Annotated in this window: 4 protein-coding genes and 1 CRISPR repeat array (1 of these 5 only partly in view); of the genes, 1 reads left to right on the forward strand and 3 read right to left on the reverse strand. The window is 69.7% G+C overall.

The window, feature by feature from the left end; all coding sequences use genetic code 11:
• The first annotated feature begins 232 nt into the window (after positions 1-232).
• Entirely contained in the window at positions 233-391 is a 159-nt protein-coding gene (locus tag AC3A56_RS07530; RefSeq protein ID WP_082542661.1) for a DUF3309 family protein, read from the forward strand.
• A 21-nt stretch (positions 392-412) separates the two neighbouring features.
• Here AC3A56_RS07530 and recD read toward each other — a convergent pair whose 3' ends face one another.
• From recD to recC, 3 genes are read right to left on the reverse strand one after another with little or no spacing between them, the layout of a single operon-like run.
• Positions 413-2,281 (reverse strand): exodeoxyribonuclease V subunit alpha, encoded by a 1,869-nt coding sequence (gene recD, locus AC3A56_RS07535; protein WP_487769873.1) that lies wholly within the window; start codon positions 2,279-2,281, stop codon positions 413-415.
• Positions 2,278-5,889: a UvrD-helicase domain-containing protein gene (locus tag AC3A56_RS07540; protein WP_487769874.1), complete on the reverse strand. Its 3,612-nt coding sequence runs from the start codon at positions 5,887-5,889 to the stop codon at positions 2,278-2,280. The genes recD and AC3A56_RS07540 overlap by 4 nt, the downstream gene beginning before the upstream one ends.
• Entirely contained in the window at positions 5,886-9,557 is a 3,672-nt protein-coding gene (recC, locus tag AC3A56_RS07545) for an exodeoxyribonuclease V subunit gamma (protein WP_487769875.1), read from the reverse strand. The genes AC3A56_RS07540 and recC overlap by 4 nt, the downstream gene beginning before the upstream one ends.
• Positions 9,558-9,770: 213 nt before the next feature.
• A CRISPR array of direct repeats spans positions 9,771-14,559; the repeat unit is 32 nt; unit sequence GTTTCAATCCACGCGCCCACGTGGGGCGCGAC (it continues 653 nt past the right edge of the window).

The following is a 14,559-nucleotide window of genomic DNA, read 5'->3' on the forward strand; positions in this document are numbered from 1 at the left end:
ACTACGGACGAGGCGCGACAGGCTTGCTGCGTTGCGGCAGCCGCGTGTCGTTCGCAATGGCGATGCTGGAGGGGCGTCGTCGTGCCCGCGCACGCTGCCGTGACTGCCCCGTGATCACCCGGGCCGCGCCGCTTGACGGTACATCCACCACGCGCCTGCGATGGTCTGCCTGCACCGCATCACCGCGGTGGCCGCGGCCCCCATCGGGGGGGCGCACACCAAGGAGCATCACATGTCCCTGTCACTGCTGATTGTCATCGTCCTCGTGTTGCTGCTGATCGGCGCGCTGCCGACCTGGGGCTACAGCCGTTCCTGGGGTTACCGTCCGGTGGGCGGGCTGGGCCTGCTCGTGGTGATCGTGCTGGTGCTCTGGTTGCTCGGGGTGTTCTGACCGCGGACTCGGCCGCGCGCGTCAGGCGATGCGCGCGGCCAGTCCGCTGGCACGACGCACCGGCGTGGCCAGCGCGGTGTCGCAGGACGCGTCGGCAGCCCACAACTCGACGCCCTGCCGGGCCCGCGACATGCCGGTGTACAACAGCTGCCGCGACAGGATGCGGTGCTGCGGGTCCGGCGGCAGCAGCACGGCGACGTGGTCGTATTCGGAACCCTGGCTCTTGTGGATGGTCACCGCGAACGCGCCCTGGTGTTCGGGCAGGCCCGCAGGCGCAAAACTGACGGCGCGGCGATCGACGTGATGGGCCGCGCCCGCAGCCGGCGTCTCGCCATCGATCGCGGCGGCGCCCTGCACGGTCACTTCGAACCAGATCGCCAGGTTGCCGTTTTCGTCGCGCAGGCACAGGCCCACGTCACCGTTGAACAGGCCGGCGGCGTAGTCGTTGCGGGTGATCATCACCGCGCGGCCGGGATACCACTCGTCATCCGGCGCCACGCCCAGGCGACCTTTCAGCCTGCGCTCGATGATCGCGTTCGCCGTCGCGGCGCCGAACTCGCCCTCGCGCAATGCGCACAGCAACTGGCGCTGGCGCAACGCATCCAGCGCCGCCAGCACGCCGCGCTGGTCGGCTTTTGCCACCACGTCGAGCGCGCCCGCCTCCTGCAGCGTCGCGGCCAGCGCCGTGCTCCAGCGCGCCAGCGCCCGGGCCAGATCCTGCGCGTCGGCCAGCGGGCGACGGAGCGCCTTGTCGCCGGCGGCGCGCCACGCGGCAGCGAACGCGTCCGCGTCGCCGCGGCGGATCGCCTCGTTGATCGGCACCAGTGACTGGTCGGCGCGGAAGCTGTGACTCAGGCGCACCAGGTCCGGCGCATGTTCGGCTTCCATCGCGCCGACCAGGTCGAGCAGCACCGAACCGGTGCCGACCGAGGTGAGCTGGTCGGCGTCACCGACCAGGATCAGCGCGGCGTCCTCGCGCAACGCGTCGAGCAGGTTGCGCAGCATGGCCAGGTCGACCATCGAGGCCTCGTCCACGATCACGATGTCGGCGGGCACCGGGTTGTCGGCGTGGTGGACGAAACCGCCATGCCGGCCACGACTGCCCAGCAACCGATGCAGGGTGCTGGCCTCGGCGCCCAGCGCGCCGTCGAGTTGTGCCTGCCAGTCGAAATCGTGTGCGGCATTCGCCTGGGCGCGCATCCGTGCGACGCCGTCGCGCAGGGACTCGGACAGGCGTTGCGCGGCCTTGCCGGTGGGCGCGCCGATGCGGATCGTGGGCGCCGCCTGCATCCGCGCGGTGCGTTCCCTGATCAGCATCATCAGCATGCGCAGCACGGTGGTGGTCTTGCCGGTGCCGGGGCCGCCGGTCAGCACGAACAGGCGCTTGCCCGGCACCTGGGCGACGGCCTGGCGCTGCGGCTGCACCCGCTCGTCGGAGTCGCCATGGAACAGCGCGTCGATCGCCGCGAGGTCGACCTCGCTGGCTGGTAGCGACGACGCGCGGCGCTGGCGCACATGCCTGGCGACGGCGGTTTCATGCAGGTAGTTGCGGCGCAGATAGAAGTGCGGCGGATCGAGCACGAAGGGCGTGCCGCCAGCGTCGCCGTCGCCGGCCAGCGCCACCATCGGCTCGGCGCGCAACGCGGCGATGTCCTCGTCCGAGCAGGCCCGCATGCCGTGGCGCGCCGCCGCCTCGCCGTTCAGCAGCAGCGCACTGTCGCCATGCCCTTCCGCGTGACTGGCCCAGCCGGCGATCCGCGCCAGCAACGGCGAGCCGCCGTGCGCCAGCACCCAGCGCGCCACCGTGGCGTCGAGCATGCGCCACGCGTCGGGCGGCGCGACGTCGCCGGCGAGGCGACGGAAGTGGTAACTGCGTGCGGGCGTGTTCATCCGACCTCCGCGGTGGCCGAGCCGGAGGCAAGCACCTCGCCGACCGCGTCGAGCAGCTCGGAAGAAAAGCCATGCCGCCAGATGCCCGCGTCGGGCGCCAGCCCCGCCGCGCGGATGAACAGGTAGACGCATTCGCCCAGCTGCTCCTCACGACGGTAGTCCGCGCCGAGTCGCTGGCGCAGGTAGCGATCCACCGCGACGGTGTAGAGCAGCGCCTGGAAGCGGTAGTGGCTGGCGTCCATCTGGGCGCGCAAGGCCTCGCCCGCGTAGTCGGCCAGGGTGTCGCCCAGGTAGTTGCCCTTGTAGTCGAGCACGTGATAACGCCCGTGGTGATGGAAGATCAGGTCGATCTTGCCGTTCATCAGGCCGCTCAGCACGCGCTGGCTGGCCGGCACCAGCTCGGCTTCGCCATGGGCGGCGCAGGCGGCGCGCAGGCGTGGCATCGACACGCGATCCAGCGCGAAGTGGAAGCCCATCTCGGCGCGCAGGTCGGCCGCGGCAAGATCGGCCAGGCACAACGCGGGATACGCCGCGATGCCCAGCGGTGCGTCCAGCGCATCCTGGATGCGGCTGACCAGCAGGTCGACCAGGGCGGACTGCTCGATGTCCTTGCGCCGCACGCCGGCGTCGCGCAGGCACTGGGCGATCAGCTCGCGTTGCGCCGCCATCGGCGCACCCACCTCGCGATGCTCGAACACCGCATGCACCGCGTTGCCGAAATCGGTGCCGCGCACCGCGGCCAGGGCGAGCAGGCCGGGATGGGCTTCCGCCGCCGCCATCGGGGAAGGCTGCTCGACCGCCGCCACGGCGTCGGCATCGGCCAGCTCGACGTTGCCCGCTGCATCCTCGTCGCCGGCGGCGGCGCCGGGATTCACCGCGTCGCGATGTTCGCCCTGGGTCAGCGTGGTGAAGCTGTGCTTCGCCTCCAGCGGGCCGGAGCGCGGCGGCGGCAGCGGGCGCGCGTGGCGCTCGATGGCGGGCGCGGCGGCGCCGCTGAAGTCGTGTCGCGCCAGCGGATGCCAGCCGTCGATCCAGCGGATGTCCGGCGTGGCGTCGCGCAGTTCGGGCGAACCCAGCGCGGGATCGATGCGTTCCAGCATCACGTCCAGCGCGCTGCGTTTCGTGCCGCTGGCCGGCGTCTTGCTGCTGGCGCTGGCCGGCCGCTGCGGCGGCAAGGCGAACAGGTGGCAGGCGTGGATGGCGCGGGTCAGCGCCACGTACAGCACGCGGAAACGTTCGTCCTGCAGGTCCTGCGCCTCGCGCGCCCTGGCCGCGGCGGAGAACTCGGCCAGGCGTTGCCCGCTGCGCGGATCGTTGACCACGTACATGCCGTCGCCCGGACGTTCGCCGTGATTCCACATCAGCGGCAGGAACACGATGGGAAACTCCAGGCCCTTGCTCGCGTGCAGCGTCATCAGGCGCACCCGGGCGCTGTCCGATTCGATGCGCAGCTGCGCCGCGTCGGCGGCGTCGTTGTCGCTGGCCGCGCCATCCTCGCGGCACTGCTTCAGCCACGCCAGCAGTTCCTCGATGCCGGTGAGCTGCTCGCTCTGCGCCTGCAGCAACTCGCCGAGGTGGCGCAGGTCGGTCAGCACCCGCTCGCCGGCCATGGTCTGCAGGTAACGCGCGGCCAGGCGGTCGATCAGCTGGCCGACCACGTGCAGGATGCCCCGTTCGGCCCGCTGCTGGCTCCAGTTGCGGAAGGTGTCCGCCACCGGTTGCCATTGCGCCACGTCGTCGCCCCAGCGCTGCAGCTCGCTGAAGCTGGCGCCCCACAGCCGCGTGGCCACCGCCGCCCGCAACGCGCCCAGTTCGGCGGGATGCGCGATCGCGTACAGCACGATCTGCAGCTCGCGGGCCACCTCGGTGTCGAACACGCTGCTGCGCGAGGAAGTCACGCAGGGCACGCCGCGTTCGCGCAGCGCATCGCGCAGGCTGATGATGTCGTTGCCGGTGGGCAGCAGCACGGCCAGGTCCGACGGCTGCACCGGTTCGCCGCCGATGCGATGCGCGCCCGACTGCAGCATGGCGGCGATCTGGTTCGCGCAGACCTCGAGTGCCTCGGTCCGACGCGCCGGCTGCGACGACGGCGGATCGCTGCGGTAGTGGATCACCAGCGGCGCGGTGCAGGGTTCGCCATCGATCGTGTACGGCTGGCCGGCGCGCCGTTCGGTCCCCTTCACCCTTTCGTAGGCGATGCGACTCTCGCCCGCGGCATCCAGCGCCGTGCCGCCCACCGCGTAGAACTGGTTGAAGGCCCTGACCAGGGCCGCGCTGGAACGATGGTTGGTGTCCAGCGTCAGCCGGCCCGTCGCGTCGACCGCCGAGGCAGCGCGCTGGTAGGCGTGGATGTCGCCGCCACGGAAGCGGTAGATCGCCTGTTTCGGATCGCCGATCATCACCAGCCGGCCGCGGGTGCCGCCGTCGCGCCCGCGGTAGATCGCATCGAGGATGCCGTACTGCTGGCCGTCGGTGTCCTGGAATTCGTCGACCAGGGCCACCGGCCACGCCTTGAACAGGGCATCGGCCAGCGGACGATCGCCGGCGCGCTCCGCTTCGCCGGCCAGCGCGTCGCCGACCGACTGGATCAGGCTGTCGAACGTCAGCTGGTGGCGCGCGGCGAGGCGCGAGCGCATTTCCGCGCGGGCCAGCGCGGCCAGCTCGTGCCAGAAGCCGGCGCGCAGGCTTTCGATGATTTCGGCGCAGCGCTCGGCGAACCGCGCCAGCGCGATCAGCTTGCCGTTGTCCTTGCTGCCCTTGAGCACGCCGGTCAGGGCGGTGGCTTCCTTCAGCCCCGCGCACGCCTTGGCGCCAGGCATGCGCGCGCGGTCGTCGAGGAAGTCGGCCAGCTCGCTCCAGTATCCCGGCAACAGCGAGCCCTTGCGGAAATGCGTGCCGTCGGCGACGACGGCGCGCAGCCGCGCTGCCCACGCCGGGTCCAGCGCGGCGTCGACTTCGGCCGCCGATGCCATCTTCACGCTGACGCCGGGCGCCAGGCAGACCTTCAGCCGCCGGGTGAGTCTTGCCAGGCTCAGCTCGTCGCCCGCCTGCGCGGCCAGCATCACCAGCGGGTCGTCGCCATCGGCCTGCTGCAGACGCCGCCACAGGTCGGCGGCCACTTCGTCGAGCAGCGCTTCGCCAGGAACCATGTCGCCCATCACGAAGGCCACGCCGCAGGCGAACGGATGATCGGCCAGGATGCGCCGGCACAGGCTGTGCAGCGTGCTGACCGGCGCCACGTCCATCTCCGCCAGGGCCAGGCGCAGGCGCTGCAGATCGCGCACGCGCAGCTCGGCATCGCCCTGCCAGCGCGCGCGCAGCCATTGCTCGTCGCTGCCGGCGTCGTCGGTTTCGGCGAGGTCCTCGCTGGCACGCAGCACCGCCCACTGCAACTTGCCGCGCAGGCGTTCGCGCAGCTCCTGCGCGGCCGCGTCGGTGAACGTGGTCACCACGATCTGCCGCGGCGACAGCTGCCGCTCCAGCAGCAATCGCAGATACAGCACCGCGATGGTCCAGGTCTTGCCCGTGCCGGCGCTGGCCTCGATCAGGCTGCGCCCGCCGTCGGCGAGGTCGAGGCTGCGCCAGTCGATGACCGCTGCCGTGCTCATGCCGACACCTCGGCGCTGGCGTCGAAGCTGATGCAGCGATAAAGCGTCAGCGCAAATTCCGCCAGCGCGGCCAGCTCCGCGCTGCCCTCGGCGAAGTCCACCTCACCGGCCAGCAGATGGCTGTAGCCGGGTGCGTAATCGCGTTCGCCCAAGCCGCCATGACCGGCGATCCAGCTCGAACCGATGTCGATCCGCGCCGGCTCGTCGGCGGCCTCGACGTCACCCGAACGGCTGGTGCGCTTCTTCGGATAGATGCGTTCGCTGATCGCCGCCCACGCCGATTTCGGGAAGTACCAGCGCGGCGCCGACTGCGCCTCGATCCACCAGCCCAGCAACTGTTGCAGGCGCCGTTCGAGTTCGCCGAGCCGCGCCGCGCGCCCGGCGCCATCGGCCGCCATGAAGCGTGCGTCCCAGTCGTTGATGCCGTCCTGCCAGGGGCGCTCGTCACCGTCCAGCAGCGGACGCAGCCGCAGCGCGGGCAGCGTTCCGCCCGCGCGGGCGCTGTGCAGGCGCAGCAGCGCCCAGTCGAGGAACATCGGCACGCGCTCGCGGAAACCCAGCTCCGCTTCCTTCTTCAGCCGGTCGCCGTTGCCGCCGAACACGCGCAGCAGTTGCCAGCATTCGCCGTCGTCGATGCTGCTGCGATGGACGTGGGTGACCTGGCCGGTCACGCGGTAGCTGCCGATCAGCACATCGATGCCGCAACTGCCACCGACCGGCGCCGCGTGTTCGAAGCCGGGCAGCTTCGCGGCTTCCTGCAGCAACAGGCCGACCACGGCGCTTTCCTGTTGCCAGGCCTGATGGCCGGCCCGGCCCGGCGGCATCACGCCACCCAGGCGCAGCCAGTCCGGCGCGGTGGCCGGTGGCCACGCGGCGTGCGGCCACCCCGGCAGCGCGTCGTTGAAGAACAGCTTCCTGGCCACCGTGTCGAGCGCGGCGAACCTTGCCTCGATCGGCTCGTCCTGCGGCAGGCGATCGTCGGCGAGCGCGTCCAGGCTGACCTGCATGCGGTGTTCCAGCAGTTGCCTGGCGGGGTCGCGGTAGTAAGCATGCAATTCGCGCAGGGCGATCGTCGCGCCGGGGTCGATTCCCGCGGTACCGCCGTGGTCGAGGAACGGCGCGACATCGGCCTGGTCGCCGCGGCCATGCATGCCGGCGAACAGCGTGTTGTAGGAGAACAGCCGTCCATCGCCGGCGTCGAAGTAGCGGCTGTCGAACGGCTGCAGCGGATGCCGCAGCAGCCACGGCCGGTCAGCCTCGTCGTCGTCGGGACGCAGCCCCGCGGCCGCATCCAGCACGGCCAGCAGTTCGGCCAACGGCGGCGCCGGATTGCGCGGCTTGCCGTCCTTCACCCCTTCGCCGATGTAGCTCAGGTGCAGGCGTTCGCGCGCCGACATCAGGGTTTCCAGGAACAGGTAGCGATCGTCGCTGCGCACGTCACGATCGCCCAGGCGGCGATAGCGCGCCATCAGATCCAGCCCCGCGTCGCTGCCCGAACGGGGGAAGTCGCCGTCGTTGAGGCCGAGTACCGCGACGACCTTGAACGGGATCGCGCGCTGCGGAACCATGCCGCAGAAGGTGACGCCGCCCATCAGGAAACGCTGCTGCTCGGGCACGGCGGACAGCCGCTCGACCAGCAGGTCGCGCACCACGCTGAAGTGCAGCAGCGGGTCCTCGCCGGCAGCCGCCGGCTCGCTGGTGATGGTGCGGATGAAACCGAGCACCATCGCCTGCGCATCGCGGGCCGCCCGATCCATTGGATCGATGCGGAACAGCGCCTCGAAGCGGCGCTCCAGTTCGCTCGCCCAACTGCTGGCACGGCGCGTTTCGGCGGACAGGTCGCACAGCGTCTGTACTTCCTGCAGCAGATGATCGAGCGCGCCCAGGTAACCCGCGGCCGGGCCGTGGATGCCGGTGAGCGGCGCCAGCTCGGTGCCGTCGGGCAGACGCACCGACGGCTGCCGCTCGGCCTCGGCAGCGTCGGCCATCAGGTAGCCGGCCAGCATGCGATCCATCGCCCAGCCGAAGGTGTGCTCGGCGATCGGCGGCACGCCGAAGCGGGCGCGAAACGCGGGATCGAGCGCCCACGCCACCCGGCTGGCCTTCAGCCATTCGGCCAGCTCGTCCACGCCGGCCGCATCCAGGCCCAGTCGACGGCAGATTTCCGGCACCGCCAGCAGGTCGACCACCTCGGGCGCGGTGACCCGCGTGCCGGGCAGGTCCAGCAGTTTGCGGAACGCGCCGAACAGCGAATGACTGCGCGACACCGCCACGTCGGCCAGCTGGTACGGCAACAGCCCGCCGGCATGGCCGGCCACGCCGAACACCGCGGGAATCAGCGGCACGTACGCCTGGATGTCCGGCGCCATCACCACGATGTCGGCGGGACGGATCGGCTGGCCGTCGGCATCGCTACCGGCAATCGCATCCAGCAGCTGGTCGCGCAGCACTTCCAGCTCGCGCAGGCGGGTGTGGCAGCTGTGCACGCGCAGCGAAGCGTCGGCGCGCGCGGCGCGATCGATCGGCGTGTCGAGCCGCACGTTCATCAGCGACGGATCGAGCGCGCGGATGCCCTGCTGCACGCGCTGCAGGCGATTCATCCCGTGCAGCGCCTGCTCGTCCTCGCGATGGCGCACGTCGGACAACACGTCGCCCTCGCCCGCGGCCAGTTCCATGATGAAGTGCTGGCCCATGCGCCCCCAGCTGGCCAGCAGCGGATGCGCCTGATCTGCCCAGTAGTCATTGCCCGCGGCCGCGTCCAGTCGTGCTTGCTCTTCCGCACTCTGCAGCCGCAGCGCGGGCAGCGTGCGGCCGAGCCCGCCCCAGTATTCGCGGCAGGGATCGGGCACATACAACGCGACCAGCCGATGCCGCGCCACCGCGCGCAACACCGCCAGCTCGGACGGCGCCAGGTGGCTGACGCCGAACACGTGCAGCGCCTCGCCGCCGGCCTCGACGCGACCGAGCTGCTCGATCAGGTCGCCGACCACGTCGCCGCGGTGCGCGCCCAGCCGGTCATGCAGGTGCTTCCACAGCGGCGCCAGCAGCCGCTGTTCGGTGGACGCCAGCACCGGCTCGGCGGCGTTTCCGGTCACCAGACTGAAGTGGCCGCGCTCCCAGCCGCGCAACCAGTCCGGGCGATACACCAGGTATTGCGAGTAGATCCGCGCCAGCCGGTCGGCCAGCTGGAAGCGACGGCGCGCCTGATCCGCCACCCCGCCCGACGGATGCGTGCCGTCGGCGCGCAGGTAGCTGGTGACCCGCGAATCGCTGATGCCCAGCGCCGCCACGTCGCCACCCAGCACTTCATGGATGCTCCAGCGCAGGTGCTGGCGCTGGTAGCGCGGCAGCGACACCGCGCGCTGGCCCAGCTGCTGCCGCGCCAGCCGATCGATCCACGGACTGGGCAGCAGGATGTCGAGGTTCGCGGCAATCCCGCCCGCGCCGTACTTGCGCGCCAGCGCCCCGTTCAACCAGTGCCGCATGCCCGGATGCGCCGCGATGATGGTCTGCGGCGCCAGCACGTTGTCCGGCTGGGTGACCGCCAGCAACTGCACCAGCGGATCGAGCAGCTTCTCCAGCCGACTCGCCCGATAGATCAGCAGCCCGGTGGTTTGCCGCTCCCCCTCCACCTCGCGAATTTCGCCACCTGCGCCCGCTGCCGTCACTGCACCAACTCCTGGAGTTCACTGGATCGGCCCGATCCATCCCACTGATCTTCACCAGCACCGATCGGTATTGCAATGGGACAGGCGAATTGGCCAGCGCGTTCCGTACATCCAGCCGGCTCGTCATCTATTAACCGCAGGCCCGGCTGTTCCAATCCATGCGCCTATACGGATTGGCAATCAGCGCAAACGCCGCAGCCGCTTGCGCAAGTCGTTTCAATTCACGCGCCCACGTGGGGCGCGACAACTGCTGCAACAGCATCGCCACCTGACCAGGACGTTTCAATCCACGCGCCCACGTGGGGCGCGACGCGGCCGGACCGGCCGGCAGCGGTGCATCGCTGGAGTTTCAATCCACGCGCCCACGTGGGGCGCGACGCGCCAAAGCGGCGCCATACCGCCCATGCCGCGGTGTTTCAATCCACGCGCCCACGTGGGGCGCGACGACGTGCGCCTGGTTCGTGGCGCTGTACGGAAGCCAGTTTCAATCCACGCGCCCACGTGGGGCGCGACAGCTGGTTGCCCATCTCGGTCTCGGCCTGAAGGTGTTTCAATCCACGCGCCCACGTGGGGCGCGACGGTTGCGGCGGCCCCTTCACCATCCCCGGAGAACCGTTTCAATCCACGCGCCCACGTGGGGCGCGACTGGCGGCACTCAGGCGGGCCACGTTGCTGACTGGTTTCAATCCACGCGCCCACGTGGGGCGCGACGTCTCTTCCAGGTCGGAAGGCACCACCACGTGGCGTTTCAATCCACGCGCCCACGTGGGGCGCGACAGCAACGGGATGTCGTATTGATTGCAGATGCGGCCGTTTCAATCCACGCGCCCACGTGGGGCGCGACGCGCTGGTGAGCGTGTGCAGCATCGACACGCTAAAGTTTCAATCCACGCGCCCACGTGGGGCGCGACTCCATCACGCGCGTTCGGCCAGCTTCATGCGCAGGTTTCAATCCACGCGCCCACGTGGGGCGCGACGTGCCGCCGTCGCGTGGCGGCGTGCCGATCATGTAGTTTCAATCCACGCGCCCACGTGGGGCGCGACCGGCACGGCCACGCCAGCGATCTCGGACAGCTTGGCGTTTCAATCCACGCGCCCACGTGGGGCGCGACCAGCACCAGCTACACCCTGCCATGGCTGGAGCTGCTGTTTCAATCCACGCGCCCACGTGGGGCGCGACCTGACGCTCAACGGGGACCAGACGCGCAAGGGTCTGGTTTCAATCCACGCGCCCACGTGGGGCGCGACCTGGCGGCGCTGTAGGGCGTCACGGCGTACTTGGCGTTTCAATCCACGCGCCCACGTGGGGCGCGACGCTACGTGCGCGTGTCCACCGACGAGCAGGCCAAGGTTTCAATCCACGCGCCCACGTGGGGCGCGACCCGAGGCGTTGGCCGCATGGGACGCCTATAACCAGGTTTCAATCCACGCGCCCACGTGGGGCGCGACTGCCCGCGCCACAGCGCGCCCTCGCGCTCGCCGTGGTTTCAATCCACGCGCCCACGTGGGGCGCGACGTACGGAGGGCAGGATGAAGCCCTTCTGGCACAAGTTTCAATCCACGCGCCCACGTGGGGCGCGACCACTTGACGTTTTCACGGCCGTCGAGAAAGTGGAGTTTCAATCCACGCGCCCACGTGGGGCGCGACTTGGGCATTTCAAGCTTGACCGCATTGACGCGGATGGTTTCAATCCACGCGCCCACGTGGGGCGCGACATGAGGATTTCTGGGGCGACTATCCCGTCACTGCGGTTTCAATCCACGCGCCCACGTGGGGCGCGACCTGGGTCATCGCTGACTTCGCCATGCCCGAGGTAGTTTCAATCCACGCGCCCACGTGGGGCGCGACTGGCGCATCGGCAGCTACCACCTGGCGGTGATGTGGTTTCAATCCACGCGCCCACGTGGGGCGCGACCCCGAGGCGGGCGACGGGCCGGCGATGCCTGGACGCGTTTCAATCCACGCGCCCACGTGGGGCGCGACCGGCTGGCAGATCAAGACGGACGGTGCGCACTCGGTTTCAATCCACGCGCCCACGTGGGGCGCGACCGGCCATTTTTGCCATAACCCACCCGTGCCAGGGTTTCAATCCACGCGCCCACGTGGGGCGCGACCAGCGCCAGGCGCCACGGCCGAGCCAAGCGTGGTGTTTCAATCCACGCGCCCACGTGGGGCGCGACTTGATGTCGTCGCTGTTGGACTCGACCAGCAGCGAGTTTCAATCCACGCGCCCACGTGGGGCGCGACGCCAACTTCTGCGCCGAGCCGGACGCCGACGAGACGTTTCAATCCACGCGCCCACGTGGGGCGCGACGTGCCGAGGATCTCCGGGCACTCGGCGATGCAGACGTTTCAATCCACGCGCCCACGTGGGGCGCGACACGCCCACGCAGGCGCCCAGGGACAGGCCGATCACGTTTCAATCCACGCGCCCACGTGGGGCGCGACACCACAACCGCCCGAACAAGCCTCGCGTTCGCATCGTTTCAATCCACGCGCCCACGTGGGGCGCGACATGGGTGAGCGCCCGGACGGATGCACGATAGAAAGTTTCAATCCACGCGCCCACGTGGGGCGCGACAGCCCTGGCCGACGATCCGCCTGCGGGCGCTGGAGTTTCAATCCACGCGCCCACGTGGGGCGCGACTCGAACTGGATGGCGCCGGCGCGATCGGCGTTGTCGTTTCAATCCACGCGCCCACGTGGGGCGCGACCTTGTCGCCGCCTATCCCAAGAGGCTTGGGGTTATCGAGTTTCAATCCACGCGCCCACGTGGGGCGCGACAAGGCGGGATCGGCAAAGCCAACTGCTCGGGCTCGGTTTCAATCCACGCGCCCACGTGGGGCGCGACCGGCGTATCGCGAGCTGGTGTGGCGGCAGCGGGTGTTTCAATCCACGCGCCCACGTGGGGCGCGACGGTCGCCGGCGTGGTGGAGCTGGCCACCGATGCGGTTTCAATCCACGCGCCCACGTGGGGCGCGACGTGGCACGCTGTGGCGCATACCGGCCGAGAAGATGTTTCAATCCACGCGCCCACGTGGGGCGCGACGGGTGGCACGCTGTGGCGCATACCGGCCGAGAAGATGTTTCAATCCACGCGCCCACGTGGGGCGCGACGACACCACGCTCACCAGTGCCGACTTCATGGCCGTGTTTCAATCCACGCGCCCACGTGGGGCGCGACGCCTTGCGGGAACGCGGGCAGATGGTGATTGCCGCTGTTTCAATCCACGCGCCCACGTGGGGCGCGACGCCACGCAAACCGGCAACGCGTGGACGTACTGGCGTTTCAATCCACGCGCCCACGTGGGGCGCGACGGACAAAGCGGCAACGTCGCGACGCATCCGCGATGTTTCAATCCACGCGCCCACGTGGGGCGCGACGGAGCACATGGGAAAACTCAAGAGCGGCGATTTTGTTTCAATCCACGCGCCCACGTGGGGCGCGACACGCTTGAAACCGTTGGTACCGGTGAGAGGACTCGTTTCAATCCACGCGCCCACGTGGGGCGCGACTTGCAGCAGGTCAAGGGGTTGAGGGCGCGGTGATGTTTCAATCCACGCGCCCACGTGGGGCGCGACTCCGCGTCGATGCCGGCCAGCGTGCAGGTATCGCGGTTTCAATCCACGCGCCCACGTGGGGCGCGACCCGCCAAGCAGGTAGCGCAGGAGTACACGGGCTTGTTTCAATCCACGCGCCCACGTGGGGCGCGACGAGGCCCGCCGTGCCGGTGCCGAAGCCGACGAAGTTTCAATCCACGCGCCCACGTGGGGCGCGACCTCATGGATCTGGAGCTGGCGCAGAAGCTCGCGCTGTTTCAATCCACGCGCCCACGTGGGGCGCGACGCCGGAGCTCTTGGCCGCATAGCCCATGCTGCTCAGGTTTCAATCCACGCGCCCACGTGGGGCGCGACACCAGGGCAAGGAAGGCCTGGCAGCGATGAGCAAAGTTTCAATCCACGCGCCCACGTGGGGCGCGACGCGGCCGGCGCGGTCCTCGTCAGTCACCTCATCGATGTTTCAATCCACGCGCCCACGTGGGGCGCGACATCTGCGCCGACCTTGGCGTGCCAGTCAGGACGGTGTTTCAATCCACGCGCCCACGTGGGGCGCGACGACGCCTGGGTGCGCAGGATCGACGCCGAACGCATGGTTTCAATCCACGCGCCCACGTGGGGCGCGACTGGCCGGGACGTTCGTGCTTGGCGATGAGCAGGGGTTTCAATCCACGCGCCCACGTGGGGCGCGACGACAGGCTTTGCCTGCTCGACGCGGACAAAGTGACGTTTCAATCCACGCGCCCACGTGGGGCGCGACTGCGGCAAGATCGTCGCAAACGCGGCGGGTGGCTTGGTTTCAATCCACGCGCCCACGTGGGGCGCGACCCGCGCGGCGTGCCGATCAAATGGATTCGCAGATGTTTCAATCCACGCGCCCACGTGGGGCGCGACAGGGCACTGTGGGTCACACCAACAGCCCGCGATTGGTTTCAATCCACGCGCCCACGTGGGGCGCGACCACCACCATGCCGAACGTCAAGTACCTGATCGAAGCGTTTCAATCCACGCGCCCACGTGGGGCGCGACCTCCGACGCAGGCGAGCAAAAAGGGTTTGACGATGTTTCAATCCACGCGCCCACGTGGGGCGCGACCGAGGATCTTCTGGCGCAGATCCACGTCGACGTAGTTTCAATCCACGCGCCCACGTGGGGCGCGACATCCACGCGGCATCGCGCCGCGCCAGCACGTCGGCGTTTCAATCCACGCGCCCACGTGGGGCGCGACGTCAGTGGTCCTTGGTGCTGGGTTCTGACTGACGTGTTTCAATCCACGCGCCCACGTGGGGCGCGACCAACAAGCCGTCCGAACCGTTTCAGTCCACCTGGGTTTCAATCCACGCGCCCACGTGGGGCGCGACGGTCGGCTATTGCCGGCGCTGGATCACGCGCCGATGTTTCAATCCACGCGCCCACGTGGGGCGCGACTGCTCCTGGTCGACG

The organism is Rhodanobacter sp. Soil_C_14 (assembly GCF_057657335.1).

Bases quoted from the DNA above. Each gene is read 5' to 3' on its own strand.
- AC3A56_RS07530 (WP_082542661.1), top strand. From the start codon at position 233: ATGTCCCTGTCACTGCTGATTGTCATCGTCCTCGTGTTGCTGCTGATC.
- recD (WP_487769873.1), bottom strand. From the start codon at position 2,281: ATGAACACGCCCGCACGCAGTTACCACTTCCGTCGCCTCGCCGGCGAC.
- AC3A56_RS07540 (WP_487769874.1), bottom strand. From the start codon at position 5,889: ATGAGCACGGCAGCGGTCATCGACTGGCGCAGCCTCGACCTCGCCGAC.